This window comes from Erwinia sp. 9145, assembly GCF_000745075.1.
Taxonomy (GTDB): domain Bacteria; phylum Pseudomonadota; class Gammaproteobacteria; order Enterobacterales; family Enterobacteriaceae; genus Erwinia; species Erwinia oleae.
Map to the genome: position 1 here is coordinate 1,541,518 of NZ_JQNE01000001.1, position 17,280 is coordinate 1,558,797.

The following is a 17,280-nucleotide window of genomic DNA, read 5'->3' on the forward strand; positions in this document are numbered from 1 at the left end:
CTTTATCATGACGCAACCCTTTCCCCTGATTGAGATTAGCGGTGCGCCTCTGGCGCGCGGCCGCCAGTACGGTGAGCAGGCCCGCGCGCGTATCCATGCCAGCGTGGCGATCTATGGCGATCAGCTCGACAGTTTGCACATCAGTCAGACGCAGCGCAGCGATCTGATCGAAAGCTTCACCAGCATCATTCACCACTTCGATGCCGACTATCTGGAAGAGATGCGCGGTATTGCTGAAGGCGCAGGCGTTTCGCTGGAAGCGATCATTATGATTAACGCGCGAACCGAGGTGATTGCTCAGGCGCGGCGGCTGAAAGAGATAGCCGATCCCCACGACAGCACTATTAAAGATGGCTGTAGCGGCGCGGTGATCCTGCCGGAGCGCAGCGCGCACGGTAAGCTTATTCACGGCCAGAACTGGGACTGGCGCGCCGAATGCGCCGAAAGCTCGGTCGTGGTAAAAATCCGTCGCGAGGACGGCCCGGACGTCCTGACCTTTGTTGAAGCCGGCGGACTGGGGCGCAGCGGTTTGAACAGCGCCGGAATCGCCATCACGGCCAACTATCTGCGCTGCGAGCGTGACTATATGCAGCGCGGCGTGCCGCTCTCACTGATCCGCCGCAAGGCGCTTGAGCAGCAGCATATGGCGCTGGCGATGCGCGTGGTCGCCACCACGCCAAAATCCTGCTCCAACAATATGATCCTCAGCACCAAAGCCGGCTTCGCTATCGATTTCGAATGTGCGCCGGATGAAAGTTTTACGCTCTATCCGCAGGACGGCCTGCTGGTACATGCCAACCACTGGGAAAGCCTCGCGGCGCGCTGCAAGGTGCGTGAAGAGGGCATTGAGGCCTCGCCGGATTCACTCTATCGCAGCTGGCGCGTCAGCAAACGCCTTGCGGAAAGCGCACAGCTTGACGAAGACGCAATGAAAGCGGCCTTTTTTGATGATTTCGGTTCGCCATACTCCGTTTGCCGTCCGCCAAGGCCTGGCTTTAGCAGCGATCTTTCGGCGACGGTGGCGATGATCGTCATGACCCCGGAAGACGGCGTGATGGACGTTGCGCCGTTGCCCGCCATCAATAAAACCTTCACGCGCTATGCGCTCGACTAAACCCGCGAGGACAGTATGAAAAAATTACCATTAAGCGCCGCCATCGCTTTCCCTTTTTTACTGGCGGTGTCCGCGCAGGCGGCCGATCAAAGCGTGATCCGTTTTGCCCTGAACCAGGACATCCGCAGCAGTCAGCCGGGCGTTAATCGCGACGGCAACACCGACGACGTGCTGATGCACGTGGTGGAGGGGCTGGTGGGCTACCGTGAAGACGGCACCGTCGGGCCGATGCTTGCGTCAGGCTGGAAACGCTCCGACGACGGCAAAACCTATACCTTTACGCTGCGCGACGGCGTGAAGTTTCATAACGGCGACGCGATGACCGCCAGTGACGTGGTCTGGAGCTGGAAACACTGGAACGATCCGAAAACGCAGTGGCGCTGCCTGCGTGAGTTCGACGGCAGCGGCCTGATCCACGTGACCTCGGTCAGTGCGCCCGATGCTAAAACGGTGGTGATGACGCTGGAAAAACCGGTGGCGCTGTTTCTGGATTCGCTGGCGCGCACCGACTGCGGCGCGACGGCGGTGGTCAGTCCGAAATCGGTGGACGCCGATGGCAAATGGCAACAACCGATTGGCACCGGGCCGTTCCGTTTTGGCGAATGGAAACATGGCGAATATGTCTCGCTGCTGCGTTTCAATGACTATGCGTCGCTGCCGGGCAAGCCGGATGGTTTTGTCGGCGGTAAGCAAGCGTTGGTGAATGAAGTGCGCTTTATGGCCGTGCCGGACGCGGCCACGGTCAAAGCCGGGCTCAGCTCCGGCGCCATTGACGTTGCCCAGGTCAGCCCGATTGACGCCAGCGATCTGAAAAAAGATGCCAACCTCGCCATCGAAGTCGCGGCCAACGCGCAGCGTCACGGCCTGCTTATCCAGACCAACGATCCGCTGCTGAAAAACGTCAAGCTGCGGCAGGCTATCGCCTCGGCGCTTGATACGCAGCAAATCGCGCTCGGCACCAGTCAGGGCATGGCGACGCCTGGCAACGCCAATATCTCCACCGCGTCAGCCTTTTACGGCGCGACGGAAAAACAGGGCTACAAATACGATCCGGCGCAGACCGCAAAACTGCTGAAAGAGGCGGGCTACAAAGGCGAAACCATCGAAATCATCGCCAACAAGCGCTCTACCGTGCCGAGCTTTGATATGGCAATCATTGCCCAGGCGATGCTTCAGGCGGCGGGCATTAACGCGAAAGTCACCACCATGGAATGGGCGACGCAGCTTGAGCGTTACCAGGCCGGGCGCTACCAGATGATGACCTTCACCTATTCGGCGCGCTTCCATCCGGCGCTGGCCTTTGAGCAGATCGTCGGCGACAAAGCGAAGCAGTCGCGCAAAGTGTGGGACGATCCCGAGGCGATCAGGCTGACCGACAGCCTGGCGTACATGGACGATCAGAAACAGATCCAGAGCACGGTAGACACGCTGCATAAGCAAATGATTGAGCAGGTGCCGCTGATTTTCTTCTATCCGGGGCTGGATATCGTCGCGCACCGCAAAGCCATCGGCGGCTATAAAGCGTGGCTGGCCGCATCGGCCAGACTGTGGAACGTTACCAAATCCTGATCATAAGGAGCGCGCATGTTGCAGTTTCTCATTACCCGCATCATGGCTGCCATTCCGACGCTGCTGCTGGTGACCGTGCTGGTGTTTCTGTTGACGCGGCTGGTGCCGGGCGATCCGGCCTTGCTGATGCTGGGCGATATGGCGACGGAATCAAGCCTGGCCGATTTGCGTCACAGCATGGGGCTGGATCAGTCGCTGCCGCAGCAGTTCATTATCTGGTTCAGCCAGATGATCCACGGCGATTTTGGTCACTCCATACAGACCGGCCAGCCGGTACTGCCGCTGATCCTTCAGCGCTTTGGCGTCACGCTCAGCGTGGTGCTGGTGGCGGTGGTGATCGCCTCGCTGCTCGCGGTGCCAGCGGGCATGCTGGCGGCCTGGAAACAGAATTCGTCGTGGGATGTCGGGCTGGTGATGTTTTCCACCTTTCTGCTCTCTGTGCCGAGCTTCTGGATGGGGCTGCTGATCCTGCTGACGCTCGGCCTGTGGCTGGGCTGGCTGCCGGTGGTGGGGTATGTGGCGGTCAGCGATAACCTGCACCAGGGCATTCTCTATTTGTTAATGCCGATTCTGACGCTGGTGCTGGTTGAGGTGGGCGCGCTGGTACGCATGATGCGCGCCAGCACGCTGGAAGTGCTGCGTCTTGACTACGTGTCGCACGCGCGGGCAAAAGGGCTGCGTGAGCGAACCGTGCTGTCACGGCACGTTTTCCCCAACGCCTTTGGCCCCACCTGGACACTGATTGGCCTGACGCTGGGCAACCTGCTGAGCGGCGTGGCGGTGACGGAAACGGTATTCAGCCTGCCGGGCCTTGGCCGGTTGCTGGTTGATGCCATCTACGCCCGCGACTATCCGGTGATTCAGGGCTGCATGCTGTTTATCGCCACGCTCTACGTGCTGACCAACCTGGTGATCGACGCGCTCTATCCACTGTTCAATCCGAGGGTCTCCGCCTGATGAAACGAAGAATGGCTGTGTCGCCCAACGCGCTGCTGGGCACGATACTGATTGGATTGATCGCCACGGCGGGACTGGTCGGTTTTTTCTGGACGCCGTTCGATCCGGGCAGAATAAACATTCTGGCGCGGTTGCAGGAGCCAACGGCGACGCACTGGTTCGGCACCGATGAGTACGGGCGCGACGTGCTCAGCCGGTTGCTGCTCGGCGCCAGCGCCAGCCTGTCGATCTCACTGATTACGGTGTCGTTCGCGCTGCTGGTCGGCGTGATTTTCGGCCTGATCAGCGGCTATCTGCGCGGCGTGGTCGATCGGCTGATCATGATGATTACCGACACCTTACTGGCCTTTCCGGGAATTTTGCTGGCGCTGGGCCTGCTGAGTATTTTGGGCAACAACCGCTACGGCATCATTATCGCGCTGGGGCTGGCCTATACGCCTTCGGTGGTGCGCATCGTGCGCGGAACGGTCATGGGCCTGCGCGAGGCGGATTTTGTCGCCGCCTCCAGAGTGATGGGGCACAGCGAGCTGGCGATTTTGCGTCGGCACGTTCTGCCTAACTGTATCGCGCCGCTCACCGTGCTGGCGACGTCAATGCTGGGCTGGGTGCTGATCTCCGAAAGTGCGCTCTCTTTTCTGGGGCTGGGCGTGCCGCCGCCGGAGCCGACCTGGGGCAATATGCTGTCGGCCAGCCGCACCTACCTTGCGCAGGCGCCGTGGCTGGCGCTGCTGCCCGGCGCATCGATCTCGCTGGCGCTGCTGGGCGTCAATCTGCTGGGCGACGCCCTGCGTGATTATCTCGATCCGAGGATGCAATAATGAAAACGCCTTCCAGTCCGTTACTTCAGGTCAGCAATCTGCGCGTAACCATCAACGAGCGCGAGGTGGTAAAAGGCATCTCTTTTAACGTTGCGGAGCGGGAAGTGCTGGCGGTGGTGGGCGAATCCGGCAGCGGGAAAACGCTGGCGATGCGATCGTTAATGCACCTGTTGCCCGGCGGCATTGATTTCGACGCAGCCGGGATGATTTTTGATGGTCAGAGCCTGCTTAATCTGACGCCGGAGCAGCTGCGCCAGGTGCGGGGAGCGGGCATCGGCATGGTGTTTCAGGAACCGATGACCTCGCTCAACCCGGCGATGACCATCGGACGCCAGCTTGATGAAGGGCTGGCACTGCATACCACGCTTGACGCGGCGGCGCGGCGGGTAAAAATTGTCGCCATGCTGGAGCGCGTTGGTCTGGCGCAGGCGGCAACCTTACTCAATCGCTATCCGCATGAGTTTTCCGGCGGCATGCGCCAGCGGGTAATGATCGCCTCGGTCATGCTGCCAGAACCTAAACTGATCATTGCCGATGAGCCGACCACCGCGCTGGACGTGCTGGTGCAGCACGAGGTGATGGATCTGATGCTGTCGCTGACGGCGGAGAAGGGCAGCGCGGTGATCCTGATCAGCCACGATCTGTCGATGGTGGCGAACTACGCATCGCGCATTATGGTGATGGAGCAGGGCGAGCTGGTGGAGCAGAACAGCAGCCAGGCGCTGCTCGCCCGCCCGCAGCATCCCTACACCTGCCGGTTGCTGGATGCGCTACCGGTGCGAAAAGCGCCGCCGGATCGCAAAAAGCTGCTCGCCGCCGAAAGCGTGATCGCGCTGAGCAATATCGATATCACCTATCGCGGCCGCAAGGCGTGGTTCAAACCCGTTACCGTGACGCAGGCGGTGAAGGGCGTCAGCTTTAACGTGCGCGCGGGTGAAACGGTGGCGCTGGTCGGGGCCAGCGGCTCCGGAAAAACCACCATCGGCAAGCTGATCGCCGGCATGCTGACCGCCAGCGCGGGTACGCTGGCGTTCAAGGGCAGGCTGCTGACTACGGCCAGCAAGACGGAACGCAAAGCGTGGCGCCGGGAGTGCCAGATTATTCAGCAGGACCCGTTTTCATCGCTCAATCCGCGTATGCGCATTGGCAAAATTCTGGAAGAACCAATGCTGCTGGTGAAGACGCTGAACGCGTCGGCGCGACAGCAGCGGGTGCGGGAGGTGCTGGCCGAGGTCGGGCTGGAGGACATCTTCCTGACGCGTTACCCGCATCAGCTCTCCGGCGGCCAGCGGCAACGCGTGGCGATAGCGCGCGCCATCATTCGCCGTCCGGCCTTTATCATTGCCGACGAACCCACGTCGGCGCTGGATATGACGGTGCAGAAGCAGATCCTGCTGTTGCTGAAACGCCTTCAGGAGAGCTACGGTTTCGCCTGCCTGTTTATCACTCACGATCTGAGCGCCGTGGAGCAGATTGCCGATCGCATTATGGTGATGGAGAAGGGCGAGCTGGTGGAGAGCGGCTGGAGCGACGAGGTGCTGGATGCGCCACAGCATCCTTACACGCAGCGGTTGCTGAACTGCCTGCCCGCGCTGAAGCCGCTGGCGGGCGGCGGTTATCAGCTCCAGCAGAAAAGCGCGTAGCCAGACGGGCGGCGCAGGATGCGTTTCAGCCCTCAGTCAATCAGCCCCTGCGCATCGTAGAAAGGCCACGGGCCGGGGTAGTTGCCAATGGGCAGGTAGTGCGTGACCATTGGCTGATCCTCATGCCACCGGTGCAGCAGCATGCCCGGCGGCTCCAGCACGAAATTTGCCGGGCCGTCCGGGGTGAAATCCGCCGCCACCTGGTGCGACGTACCCGGCGCGCTGCACACTACCACGCCAGCCAGCTGCGACACCATATAGCGATGCACGTGACCGCACAGCACACGCATGACCTGCGGCGCCTGCATGAGGATCTGCGCCAGGCGATCGGCGTCCTTCAGATTCTGGCGATCCATGTGGTCGATGCCGCTGATAAACGGCGGGTGGTGCAGCATCAGCAGGGTGGGTTTTTCCGTCTCTTCGGCCAGCCGGGCGCTGAGCCAGGCCGCACGCGCTTCGCACAGTTCGCCCCAGGGTTTTTCCGGCACGGTGGAATCAAGGCCGATCAGCCGCAGCGGATAGTCATTCACTTCCCAGTGCAGGAATTCTCCCTCTGACGGCATCCAGCTTTTGTCGGCAAAGGCGCGGCGAAAGGCAGGGCGCGCATCGTGATTGCCCGGAATGGCGAACCACGGCAGCGTCAGTTCATCCAGCAGCGCGCGTACCGTGGCGTACTCCTCCTCCTTACCAAAATCGGTCAGATCGCCGGTGATGACCACCGCGTCCGGCGCGGGGCGCAGCGCGTTGAGTTGGTCGATACCTGTTTTCAGCGCGCGCCAGGTATCCACTTTCCGATAGGAGAGGCGGCCGGCGGTTCTGACATGCAGATCGCTTATCTGCGCAAGTACAAAAGAACGTTTCATCACAGCTCCTTAATGTTGACCGGGAAGGCGAAACAGGCTGCCCGCGTCTGCGCGCAGGCCGACCGTTTTTCCTTGCGGCCAGCGTTCACGGGCCGGGCCATCAACCTGAATGCGCTGCCCGCTGGCAAGCTCCACCAGCACGCGCTGGCTTTGACCAAAAAACGTACTGTTCAGCACGCGGCCTTCCAGTAGCGCGCCCGCGCGTTCGCCGAGGCGAATATCTTCCGGGCGGCAGTAAACGTTGCCGTCGGCCAGCGGCAGTTGATTCATCGCGCCGACGAAATCCGCCACGAATGGCGTGGCCGGATGGAAATAGATGTCGCGCGGCGCGCCGATTTGCTCAATGCGACCGTGCTGCATGACCGCGATGCGATCGCCCAGCGCCATCGCTTCCTGCTGATCGTGCGTAACGTACACCGCCGTGATCCCCGACTGCGCCAGCAGCGCGGCGATATCCTCCCGCAGCCTGTCGCGCAGGCTGGCGTCCAGCGCCGCCAGCGGCTCATCAAACAGCAGCACCTTCGGACGGGCAGCCAGCGCGCGGGCCAGCGAAACGCGCTGCTTCTGCCCGCCGGAGAGCGCCTGAACCGAACGATCGGCAAAGGCCAGCAAATCGACCATCTCCAGCATCTCGCCAACCCGCTGACGAACGGCGCTCTCGCTCATGCGCTGGATGCGCAGGCCGTACGCCACGTTTTGCGCCACGTTGAGATGAGGAAACAGCGCATAGTTCTGGAACACCATGCCGACGCTGCGTTTTTCAATCGGCAGGGCGGTGACGTTGCGATCGTTAAACCACACGTCGCCACCGGCGTCGCAGCGCTCCAGTCCGCTGATGATGCGCAGCGTGGTGGTTTTACCGCAGCCGGACGGGCCAAGCAGCACCAGCGTTTCGCCGGGGTGGATATCCAGATCGAGCGGAAAGAGCGCGGTATGATCGCGGTCAAAGGTGCGCGCGCACTGACGCAGGCGAATGGCTACAGGATGGGTCATGGTCAGCCCTCTCTTTTACGCTGGCTGATAAAGTGCATCGCCAGCAGCAGTGGAATAATCATCATTAAAAACAGCGTGGTATAGGCCGAGCCAATTTCCAGACGCATAGAGGCATAGCTGTCGGCGAGGCCAACCGGCAGCGTTTTGGTCAGCGGCGTGTGCAGCATCCAGGTGATATTAAATTCTCCGATGGAGAGCGTGACGACCATAAACGCCCCGGCCAACACGCCCGACAGACAGCCAGGGATCACCACGGTGAAAAAGCGCCGGACGCCGCCCGCGCCGAGGCTGGCGGCGGCTTCCTCAACCGAACGCAAATCGGCGGTCTTCATCACCGCCAGCACCGGGCGCACCATAAACGGCAGCGTAAACAGCACGTGGCCGATGAGAATAAACAGCCAGCTACCGCGCAGCCCGCTGACGCCGCCATAAACCAGCAGCAGGCCGAGCGCCGTGGCCAGGCCAGGAATGGCGACCGGCAGCATCAGGCACTCTTCGATCCAGCCCGCCAGCCGCGACGGGCTTTTCAACAGTCCCCAGGCGGCGGGGACGCCGAGGGTTATGGTGCAGAACAGGCAGGCAAGGGCGATGCCCAGCGACAGCCAGAACGTGGGGGCATATAGCGCCCACACTTCTTCAAGCCAGCGCAGCGTCAGTCCGCTTTTCAGGCCGGTGAAATAGTTTTCGGTAAAACCCGCCATGACCGACATGCCAATCGGCACGATCAAAAACAGACAAACCAGTAGCGTCAGCGTCAGTTGCAGCGCAAAGCGCAGCGGGCGGTTCATAGCATGGCTCCTGATCGATTACCGGAGACGCGGCGCGTAAGCAGCAGCGCGCCCCAGGTCACGACACCCATCACCACCGACAGCGCGGCGGCGGTGGCAAAGTTGGCGTAGTTGGTGAATTCGCCGTAAATGGTCAGCGGCAGCACGGTCAGTTCGGTGCCGAGGGTAAAGGCGGTGCCGAACGCGCCCATGCTGGTGGCGAAGCAGATGGCGCAGCATGACAGCAGAGCGGGCGCCAGGCCCGGCACAATCACGTCCCACACGATGCGCCAGCTACCTGCGCCCAGCGATCGCGCGGCTTCCTCCAGGCTGCGGTCGAGTTTTTCGCAGGCGGCGACCAGCGTCATGATCACGCGGGGAATGGAAAAGTAGAGATAGCCCAAAAACAGGCCGCCGAGGCTGTAGGCGAAGATCCAGCGCTCGCCGGTCAGCGCCTGACCCGCCAGCGCAAAAATCCCCTGGCGGCCGCCGAGCATAATGATCAGAAACCCGACCACCACGCCGGGAAAGGCAAGCGGAAAGGTGAGCAGCGCCAGCAGCAGCCCCTTTCCGGTAAAGCGGTGGCGCGCCAGAAAGCAGGCCACCACCGCAGAAATCGCCACCGCCGCCACCGACACGCTTGCTGACAGGATCAGCGTGGTGACCAGGCTCTGCAAATAACGCGGTTGGGTAAGGATCGTCCAGTAAGCATTTTGCCGGGTGGCGCTGTCGGGCAGCGTGCCCAGCACCACCAGATACCCGAACGGGATCAGCCAGAACGCGGTAAAGACGATCAGCGCAGGGATCAGGGCGAACAGGCCCGCGCGCGGCAGCGTAACGCGGCGAGCGCGTCGCCCTCCCGCACGGGAGGACGATGTGCAGAACGCCGACATTACTTCACCTCGTTCAGATACTGCGTGGAGAAGGCTTTTTGCGCGGCCGCCATCTGTTGATAGTTGACGGTACGGGCGCGCTGGTAGTCGCTGTCCGGCAGGAACTGCGCTTTCGCCGCCGCGGTCATCGCGCTTTCACGCACCGGGCGCAGCCAGGCGTTGGCCCAGATCGCCTGTCCGCGATCGGAGAGCACGTAGTCGATCACTTTTTTACCTTCGCTGGCGTGCGGCGCGTTTTTCACCAGGCTGATGACGTACGGTACTCTGATGCTCCCTTCTTTCGGGATGACGAACGCTACATTGGCGTTATCTTTATACTTCGCACGATACGCATTGAAATCGTAATCGAGCAGGATCGGAATTTCGCCGGATAACACGCGTGCATAGGCGGTTTGCTTCGGCACAATCGGGCGGTTTTTGATCAGTTTTTTGAAGTAGTCGATGCCGGGTTTAACGTTCTCCAGCGTGCCGCCTTGGGCGAGGTTCGCCGCCGTGGCCGCTGCATAGCCGACAAACGCGCTGGCCGGATCGAGATAGCCGACCATGCCTTTATATTCAGGTTTCAGCAGGTCATCCCATGACTGCGGCACCGGCGCGCCGTTCAGCGCGTCCACGTTAACCATAAAGCCGATGGTGCCGGAATGCAGCGCCACCCATTTTCCATCAGGATCTTTCATATCCGCCGGGATCTGCGCCCAGCCCGCAGGCTTGTAGCTCGCCAGCACGTCGGCGTTTGCCGCCTGAATGCCGAAGGTGATGCCGAGATAGACCACGTCCGCAACCGGGCTGGCTTTTTCCGCCACGATCTGCGCCAGCGCCTGTCCAGAGTTTTTGTTGTCCTGCGGCACCACAATGCCGGTATCGTTGGCGATGGCTTTTAGTTGTGTTCCCCAGTCGGCCCATTCCGGCGGACAGTTGTAGCAGATGGCGGGCGCGGCGATCGCCTGCGCTGACAACAGCGCTGCGCTGACGAGCGATAAGGCAGTAAGCGTCTTTTTCATGGGTGTTTCCTGGTGTTGGTCGGTCATCAAAACCGCGCCGGGGCGATGCTTTCACCCTGGCGCAGCGTAAAATCGAGCGTTTGCGAGCGGACGCTGACGTTCGCCAGCAGGTTCATCATGCTGTCCATCGCGGCGGCGCCCAGTTCGCGCTGCGGCTGCACCACCGAGCAGAGCGACGGATGCACCATTTCGCCCAGCGCGATGCCGTCAAATCCGATCACAGAGATATCGGTCGGTACGCGCCATCCCAGCCGTTGCAGGTTGCCGATGGCGCTGAGCGCCAGCAGGTCATTGGTGCAGATCAGGGCGGTCAGCGCGCTTCCTGACGCAAGCCAGGGGCGCAGTAACGCCACATCCACGCGGGTGTGATGCGCCATTTCTATCAGCGGCTGTGCGGGCAGGCCCGCAGCGGTCATTGCGTCGCAGTAACCCTGATAGCGCAGCGCGGCGCGGTCTGACTGCCGCACCGGCCCGGCAATCATCGCGATTCGCCGGTGACCCAGCGCCAGCAGGTGGCGGGTGGCCTGGCAGATCGCCTGGCGGTTATCGACGCTGATGGTGATAAATTCTGGCGAGGCGGCAGGGTTGTGTACCAGCACCGCCGGCAATGACTCCTGCGCCAGCAATCTCAGGCAGGCGCTTTCGCACGCGTTGGCGACGGTGAGGATCATGCCGTCCACGCGTTGACGCAGCATGTTCTCCAGCACCCTGGATTCGCGGTCGGCGTCGTAATCGGTGGTGGCGATCATCAGCGAGTAACCGCGTTCGCGTGCGCTGTTTTCCATGGCCTGGAGCTGTTCGCAGAAGACCGGGTTGCGCAGCGTGGGCAGCATCACGCCGATGATGCGCGTTGACCGCGTGCGAAGCTGGCGTGCCACGTAGTTGGGGCGAAAACCCAGGGTTTCGGAGGCGGCATAGACTTTGTCACGCGTCGCTTCACGCACCTTTTCCGGTTCGGAAAACGCGCGCGCTGCGGTGGTTCTTGATACGCCCGCCAGACGGGCAACGGTCAGTAAATCGGTCATGCTTCCGCTCGCTTTGAGAAAATGGGATCGATCCCATCCACGGCTATCCTGCTGGCGGAACGTGTCAGTGAGATGACGGGAAGATGACGGGGAAATGTCGGCGTGCGGGGCAGGGATTTTAAAGACAACGCTGTTATCAGCGGACGACATAAAGGCGCCACAAGCGCCGGGACGCTGCCACAGGGATGCGGCAGCGAAGCCCTTATAGATGAGTTTACGGCGTCCAGGTGTGACGCCTGTCACCACAGCAGGCTGTTGGGTTTACTGTGTTTTTAAGTCACATCAAAAACCAATCGCCTGACCGTCCCGTCGGCTGTCGCTGGCGATCACATAACCGTGATCGGCTTCCGGCGAAAGCTTCCAGATAAACTGACCGGAACCGAAATCCATATAGGGATCGTTAACGGACTTGAACTGATGGCCTCTCTCTGCCAGCGCCGTAGAGGCCGCGTCATCAAAGCCGGCTTCAAGATCCAGGGTGAAATCGCGGTTGACCTTCCAGCGCGGCGCATCGCAGGCAGCCTGCGGTTGCTGCTGATAATCGAGCATGCGTACCAGCGTCTGCACATGCCCCTGTGGCTGCATGTCGCCGCCCATCACGCCAAAACTCATCTGCGGAAGGCCATCTTTGGTCAGAAAACCGGGAATGATGGTATGGAACGGGCGTTTGCCGGGCGCTACAACGTTGGCCGAACGCGGATCGCCTGAAAAACCTGCCCCGCGATTTTGCAGACTGATACCGTACTCGGGCACCACCACGCCAGAACCGAACCCCATGTAGTTTGACTGAATAAACGACACCATCATGCCGCTCTCGTCAGCGGTGGTCAGATAAACGGTGCCGCCGCTGGCCGGCATTCCCGGCAGCGGCAGGCTTGCCCGGTTTAAATCGATAAGCTTTGCGCGCTCCTTAAGATAGCCATCATCCAGCATCTGGGCAGGCGTCACCGCCATGGCGCGCGGATCGGCAACGTAGTTATAGATGTCTGCAAACGCCAGCTTCATTGCTTCAATTTGCAGATGCTGAGAGGCCGCGCTGTCCAGCGGCAGGCTCGCCAGATCAAACTGTTCAAGGATCCCTAACGCGATCAGCGCAGCAATCCCCTGGCCGTTGGGCGGCAGTTCATGCACGTCGTAGCCACGATACCGGCGCGTTACCGGCGTCACCCACTCCGGCTGGTAGGCGGCCAGATCGCTGCGCGACAACGGCACGCCGCTCGCTTGTGCAAAGCGCACAATTGCCTCAGCAGGTTCGCCCTCATAAAACGCGCGTGCGCCCTGGTCGGCCAGCAGACGCAAGGTGCGGGCCGCACCCGGCATGACAAACTTTTCGGCAACGGCAGGCGCACGGCCATTCGGCATAAAGGTTTGGGCAAAACCAGGCTGGTCATGCAGCAGCGGCACGGCAGCCTGCCACTTACGCGCGACCATCGGCGCGATGGTCACGCCGCGCTCGGCGATCTCAATGGCCGTCTCCAGCAGGCGCGAGAAGGGCAGCCTGCCAAAACGCGCATGCAACGCGCCCCAGGCCGCAATGGCGCCGGGAATGGTCACGCTGTCCCAGCCGCGCTCGGGCCGACGCGCGTGACCGTGCGCGTCAACGCCATAGCGTTTGGCAAACCACGCCGTATCCCAGTGCGAAGGCGCGGTGCCGGAGGCGTTCAGTCCGTGCAACTGCTGGCCATCCCACACCATGGCGAAGGCATCGCTGCCCAGCCCGTTCGACACCGGTTCAACAATCGTCAGCGTTGCCGCCGCCGCAATCGCCGCATCCACCGCGTTGCCGCCGTTCAGCAGAGCCTGATTCCCTGCCTGGGCTGCCAGCGGGTGTGAAGTGGCGACGGCGTTGCGCGCAAACAGCGGCGTGCGCGTGGTCAGATAGGGATTGTCCCAGTTAAAATTTATCATCGCTTCTCCTGACTTCTCATATTCGCTATGGCGTCTTCAGCCGCCGCGCGCAGCGCCTGTTTATCCACTTTGTTGGTGCCCGCCAGCGGAAAATGGTCAACCAGCCAGATATGGCGCGGATGCAGATAGGCCGGGCCATTAAGCAGCGTCCAGGCTTTGATCGCCTCCGGCTGCGGTGTGCGACCCTCGCGCGGAATAACCCAGGCCACCGGCTTGCTGCCCTTTATCTCATCCTTCACTGCCACCACACACGCCTGCTGCACGTCGGGGTGCAGCTCGAGCAGCTTCTCCACCTCGCCCGGATAGATGTTTTCACCGCCGCAAACAAACATATCGTCACGGCGACCGACAAAGGTGTAAAAACCGTTTTCGTCGCGAGAAAAAACATCGCCGGTCACGTAATAGCCGTCGTCGGTAAAGGGGGAGGGCACGTCAGGCCGCTGATGATAACCCTGCATCAGCGCCGGACTGCGGATCTCCAGCACGCCGTGATCGCCTGGCTCTCCCTGCTCATCGCGCAGCCGCAGCGACACCGCCGGATGCGCACAGCCGTTTGCCTGAAGCGGCGCGGCAAGCCCCTGCGGATGCGGCCCGAACACCACCGGCCCGCCTTCGGTGGTGCCGTAGGCGTTGATGATCCTCGCCTGCGGCCAGAGCTGACGGATCTGATTAAACAGCCCTTCATTTACCGGCGCGGAGCCCATGCGTACGGTGCGTACCGTGGAGAGATCGCTGGCGTCGAGCAGGGCTTTTTCCTTCATCATCATGGCGATCATCGGCGGTACGGCGGTGATCCAGCTACAGCGATAGCGGGCGATGGCATCAATGTACGTCCGCGCCTCAAACTGCGGGAGCAGAATAGTGGTCACCGAACTGGCCAGCGTCAGCAGCGCCAGCGCCAGCGCATTCATATGATAAAACGGCGCGGCGATCAGCACCCGTTCCCCGGCCAGTTCGTTCTGCGCCAGCCGCGTTTCCACCACCCAACGATGGCTGGCGTGGGTCAGGCGCACGCCCTTCGGCATCCCGGTTGAGCCGGAGGTATATAACAGCATAGCGAGATCTTCCGGCTGCGGCTGAAAAACCTGAAACGCCTCAGCAGGCGGAAGATTGGCCAGTTCACTGAAGGCCTGGCGGCTGCGCGAGGTGGTCAGCCGCGCGAGCGGCGCATCGTCGCCCATCACCAGCCGCGCATCGCAGTCGTCGAGGATCTTATCCAGCGTGGCGGCGGGAAATTTGATGCTGACCGGCACCGCCACCAGGCCCGCGCGCAGGATGCCTAAAAATGAGACGATAAAGTCGATGGAGTTTCGTCCCAACAGCGCCACGCGTTCGCCGGGACGCAAACCGCGCGCGGTAAGCGCGGCGGCCAGTCCGTCGGCGCGGGCGTCCAGCGCCGCAAAGGTGATGTCAGGGCCGGATGGCATAATAAACGCCGGTTGCTGATTGTGGCGCGCCGCCGCTGGCAACGCACCCAGATTGGTGACGGTCATAGCCTGAACTCAAGTAAGGTGTGAAGGGCGGGAAGGGCAATCAGTAGCCGTTCCGCATCCTGATAGTGCGGCAGCCTGAAACGAAGCGCGGCCTGCTTCAGGCGGGACAGTTCACCGCCGGTAAAGGTAATGGCGGCAAACTGGCTGCGACGCGTTTCATCAAGGCCCGGTAAACCGGCAGAAAAGTCGTGCCAGTCGGCACGCGTAAGCAGTTGTAGCGTCATGTTGGTGCTGCCGAGGCGCTGCCACTCATTGCGTTCGCTGTCGATATCGTCGGTCACCAGCGTCAGCGTGGTCATGGCGGAAACGCCGTTCTCATGCCGCTGCCAGGGCGCGCGCCAGATCCACTCCGGGGTGTGATGCTGGCAAAAGTAGACGCGGCCCGCGGTAAAGCTGCCGGGCGCGAGTCGCACCGCACTGAAGCGTGCCTCGCCCCGTTCGCCGTCGGCTTCCACCTCGCGCGAAAAATGCTGAACGGGCAGGGCGTCGAATCCCTGTTCCCGTAGCTGCCGTTCGGTTTGTGCGGCGTCCTCGCTGCGAAAAACCAGCCCGTCAATGCCTGGCGGGCTGTCAAGCAGTTCCTGCCGGATGCGCTGCCCATGACGCGGGACGCCAATCAGCTCCAGGTAACGATCGCCAAATACAATCAGCTGATTCGATGAGCCGAGCGTGTGATGGCTTTCCGGCGTCAGCGTGAAACCCAGCGCAACAAACAGTTCGCGCGCTGTCGCCAGGTCGAAATGGTTATTCAGCACCAGATGGTCAACTACCTGCGTCATGGGTATCTCCTCAGGCGGCGGGCATGGCGTAAAGACCGCGGCCGCTCGCCACCAGCCGATCTTCACTGTCGTAAACCCAGGCTTCGGCGCTGGAAAACTGCTTGCCGACCTTAAGCACTTTGCCTTTAACGCGCAGGTCGCCGCGCGCCGGGCGATGGTAATCCACCCGCATATCCAGCGTCGGCACGCCCTTGCCCGCCCAGGCGACCAGCGCCCAGTCAGCGGTTAAATCCACCAGCGCCGCCAGGATGCCGCCGTGAATGTAGCCGCCGGCCGTGTTCACCACCCACTCGTCGCGAAAGCGCGCGCGCAGGGTAATTTCGCCCTTCGCCACGCTCTCCACTTCCAGCCCCAGCCACTGATGATACGGCCCTTTCAGCAGCTTTTCCTGCACTTCTGCGGCGCTCAGTTCAAACGATTCGCTCATGTTCTTCTCCTTAAGGCGTCACAATGACTTTGCCGAGGACTTCACGGTCGCGGATCAGCCGCAACCCTTCCGCCGCTTCTTCCAGCGGGACTTCGCGGTCGATCAGCGGTTTTATCTCGCCCTGCGCCACCAGGTCGAGCAGCGCCTCAAGATCGTCCTGATAGAAACTGTTAGAGCCTTTGATAGTCAGCTCAAAGCTCCAGATGTAGCGCAGATCTTCGGCCGGGTCATAGCCTGCGGTGGCGCCGCATACCAGCAGCGTGCCGCCGCGCTTCAGACACTTAAGCGACGGGCGCCAGGTATCGCCACCGGTAAAGTTGATCACCACATCCACGCCGCCCTCATAGGTGCGGCGCTGCGGTTTACCGTAACGGGCAATCGCCCAGCGTGAAAAATCCTCTTCGCGATAGTTCACAACGTGGTCGGCGCCGAGTTGGGTAAGCGCTTCGCCTTTTTCAGCGCTGCCGACGCAGGCGATCACCTCTGCGCCGAGTTTTTTCGCCAGCACCACGCAGGCAGTACCCACGCCGCCGCTGGCGCCGAGGATCAGCACGCGGTCGCCCTGTTTGATGGTGTTGTGCGTCACCAGCATACGGTGCGCGGTCCCGTAAGCCACCGGCAGCGCCGCCGCCTGGGTGAAGCTCACCGCGTCGGGCAGGGCGATCAGCTGCGCAGCGTCCACCAGCGCATACTCCGCCATGCCGCCATCGATCATCTCACCCATCAGGCCAACGCCGGGCTTCAACGGGTTAATCAGCACGCGGTCGCCGCTGTTCCAGCCCGTCACATCATCAGCCACCTCATCAATCACGCCCGCAAGATCAAGGCCCGGTACCACCGGCAGCGGCACCTTGATGCCCGGCATGCCGTTCACGGTAAACACATCGTGATAGTTAAACGAGGAGGCTTTAACGCGCACGATAACGTGTCCGGCCTGAAGCGTCGGGCGCGGCCTGTCGGTGACGACCGAGAGGTTTTCCAGATCGCCGTGCTGATTGAGCACCAGCGCTTTCATTGTCTGAGTCACATA

General features: G+C 61.7%; 16 protein-coding genes. 5 read left to right on the top strand and 11 right to left on the bottom strand.

Annotation, left to right across the window (positions count from 1 at the left end):
- The first annotated feature begins 7 nt into the window (after window positions 1–7).
- The 5 genes from FA91_RS07615 to FA91_RS07635 are packed head-to-tail and all read left to right on the top strand — an operon-like array spanning window position 8 to window position 6,101.
- Window positions 8–1,114, top strand: coding sequence for a C45 family peptidase (locus FA91_RS07615; RefSeq protein ID WP_034914194.1), 1,107 nt, complete (start codon window positions 8–10; stop codon window positions 1,112–1,114).
- 15 nt (window positions 1,115–1,129) lie between these two features.
- The gene (locus FA91_RS07620; protein WP_034914196.1) at window positions 1,130–2,683 is read left to right on the top strand and encodes an ABC transporter substrate-binding protein; all 1,554 of its coding nucleotides are present in this window, start codon (window positions 1,130–1,132) and stop codon (window positions 2,681–2,683) included.
- Between the two features lie 15 nt (window positions 2,684–2,698).
- Window positions 2,699–3,640 (top strand): ABC transporter permease, encoded by a 942-nt coding sequence (locus FA91_RS07625; protein WP_034914198.1) that lies wholly within the window; start codon window positions 2,699–2,701, stop codon window positions 3,638–3,640.
- Entirely contained in the window at window positions 3,640–4,458 is an 819-nt protein-coding gene (locus FA91_RS07630) for an ABC transporter permease (protein ID WP_034914201.1), read from the top strand. Before FA91_RS07625 ends, FA91_RS07630 begins: the two co-directional genes overlap by 1 nt.
- A complete protein-coding gene (locus FA91_RS07635; protein ID WP_034914203.1) occupies window positions 4,458–6,101 on the top strand; it encodes an ABC transporter ATP-binding protein in 1,644 nt (547 codons plus the stop codon). The genes FA91_RS07630 and FA91_RS07635 overlap by 1 nt, the downstream gene beginning before the upstream one ends.
- Before the next feature lie 32 nt (window positions 6,102–6,133).
- On the opposite strand, the gene FA91_RS07640 is transcribed toward FA91_RS07635, so the two are convergent.
- The 11 genes from FA91_RS07640 to FA91_RS07690 all read right to left on the bottom strand — a co-directional run bounded on the left by FA91_RS07640 (window position 6,134) and on the right by FA91_RS07690 (window position 17,277).
- Window positions 6,134–6,964, bottom strand: coding sequence for a phosphodiesterase (locus FA91_RS07640; RefSeq protein ID WP_034914205.1), 831 nt, complete (start codon window positions 6,962–6,964; stop codon window positions 6,134–6,136).
- A gap of 9 nt (window positions 6,965–6,973) precedes the next feature.
- Complete coding sequence (locus FA91_RS07645) at window positions 6,974–7,957, bottom strand: ABC transporter ATP-binding protein (RefSeq protein WP_034914208.1); 984 nt, start codon at window positions 7,955–7,957, stop codon at window positions 6,974–6,976.
- A gap of 2 nt (window positions 7,958–7,959) precedes the next feature.
- Window positions 7,960–8,745, bottom strand: coding sequence for an ABC transporter permease subunit (locus FA91_RS07650; protein WP_034914210.1), 786 nt, complete (start codon window positions 8,743–8,745; stop codon window positions 7,960–7,962).
- Complete coding sequence (locus FA91_RS07655; protein WP_034914213.1) at window positions 8,742–9,617, bottom strand: ABC transporter permease; 876 nt, start codon at window positions 9,615–9,617, stop codon at window positions 8,742–8,744. Before FA91_RS07655 ends, FA91_RS07650 begins: the two co-directional genes overlap by 4 nt.
- A complete protein-coding gene (locus tag FA91_RS07660) occupies window positions 9,617–10,618 on the bottom strand; it encodes an ABC transporter substrate-binding protein (protein WP_034914216.1) in 1,002 nt (333 codons plus the stop codon). Before FA91_RS07660 ends, FA91_RS07655 begins: the two co-directional genes overlap by 1 nt.
- 26 nt (window positions 10,619–10,644) lie before the next feature.
- Window positions 10,645–11,643 carry a substrate-binding domain-containing protein gene (locus tag FA91_RS07665; RefSeq protein WP_034914218.1) on the bottom strand — a complete coding sequence of 333 codons (999 nt, stop codon included), beginning with the start codon at window positions 11,641–11,643 and terminating at the stop codon, window positions 10,645–10,647.
- 282 nt (window positions 11,644–11,925) lie between these two features.
- Entirely contained in the window at window positions 11,926–13,551 is a 1,626-nt protein-coding gene (locus FA91_RS07670; RefSeq protein ID WP_034914220.1) for a gamma-glutamyltransferase family protein, read from the bottom strand.
- On the bottom strand, window positions 13,548–15,044 hold the full coding sequence (locus tag FA91_RS07675; protein ID WP_034914221.1) for a class I adenylate-forming enzyme family protein: 1,497 nt from the start codon (window positions 15,042–15,044) through the stop codon (window positions 13,548–13,550). The genes FA91_RS07670 and FA91_RS07675 overlap by 4 nt, the downstream gene beginning before the upstream one ends.
- Complete coding sequence (locus tag FA91_RS07680; protein WP_034914223.1) at window positions 15,041–15,823, bottom strand: VOC family protein; 783 nt, start codon at window positions 15,821–15,823, stop codon at window positions 15,041–15,043. Before FA91_RS07680 ends, FA91_RS07675 begins: the two co-directional genes overlap by 4 nt.
- A gap of 10 nt (window positions 15,824–15,833) precedes the next feature.
- Window positions 15,834–16,250, bottom strand: a complete 417-nt coding sequence (locus FA91_RS07685; RefSeq protein ID WP_034914225.1) for a PaaI family thioesterase — start codon at window positions 16,248–16,250, stop codon at window positions 15,834–15,836.
- Window positions 16,251–16,260: 10 nt separating this feature from the next.
- Entirely contained in the window at window positions 16,261–17,277 is a 1,017-nt protein-coding gene (locus FA91_RS07690; protein ID WP_034914228.1) for a zinc-binding dehydrogenase, read from the bottom strand.
- Window positions 17,278–17,280 lie beyond the last annotated feature (3 nt).

Bases quoted from the DNA above. Each gene is read 5' to 3' on its own strand.
- FA91_RS07685 (WP_034914225.1), bottom strand. From the start codon at position 16,250: ATGAGCGAATCGTTTGAACTGAGCGCCGCAGAAGTGCAGGAAAAGCTG.
- FA91_RS07680 (WP_034914223.1), bottom strand. From the start codon at position 15,823: ATGACGCAGGTAGTTGACCATCTGGTGCTGAATAACCATTTCGACCTG.
- FA91_RS07640 (WP_034914205.1), bottom strand. From the start codon at position 6,964: ATGAAACGTTCTTTTGTACTTGCGCAGATAAGCGATCTGCATGTCAGA.
- FA91_RS07625 (WP_034914198.1), top strand. From the start codon at position 2,699: ATGTTGCAGTTTCTCATTACCCGCATCATGGCTGCCATTCCGACGCTG.
- FA91_RS07670 (WP_034914220.1), bottom strand. From the start codon at position 13,551: ATGATAAATTTTAACTGGGACAATCCCTATCTGACCACGCGCACGCCG.
- FA91_RS07615 (WP_034914194.1), top strand. From the start codon at position 8: ATGACGCAACCCTTTCCCCTGATTGAGATTAGCGGTGCGCCTCTGGCG.
- FA91_RS07660 (WP_034914216.1), bottom strand. From the start codon at position 10,618: ATGAAAAAGACGCTTACTGCCTTATCGCTCGTCAGCGCAGCGCTGTTG.
- FA91_RS07675 (WP_034914221.1), bottom strand. From the start codon at position 15,044: ATGACCGTCACCAATCTGGGTGCGTTGCCAGCGGCGGCGCGCCACAAT.
- FA91_RS07665 (WP_034914218.1), bottom strand. From the start codon at position 11,643: ATGACCGATTTACTGACCGTTGCCCGTCTGGCGGGCGTATCAAGAACC.
- FA91_RS07645 (WP_034914208.1), bottom strand. From the start codon at position 7,957: ATGACCCATCCTGTAGCCATTCGCCTGCGTCAGTGCGCGCGCACCTTT.
- FA91_RS07620 (WP_034914196.1), top strand. From the start codon at position 1,130: ATGAAAAAATTACCATTAAGCGCCGCCATCGCTTTCCCTTTTTTACTG.
- FA91_RS07630 (WP_034914201.1), top strand. From the start codon at position 3,640: ATGAAACGAAGAATGGCTGTGTCGCCCAACGCGCTGCTGGGCACGATA.
- FA91_RS07650 (WP_034914210.1), bottom strand. From the start codon at position 8,745: ATGAACCGCCCGCTGCGCTTTGCGCTGCAACTGACGCTGACGCTACTG.
- FA91_RS07655 (WP_034914213.1), bottom strand. From the start codon at position 9,617: ATGTCGGCGTTCTGCACATCGTCCTCCCGTGCGGGAGGGCGACGCGCT.
- FA91_RS07635 (WP_034914203.1), top strand. From the start codon at position 4,458: ATGAAAACGCCTTCCAGTCCGTTACTTCAGGTCAGCAATCTGCGCGTA.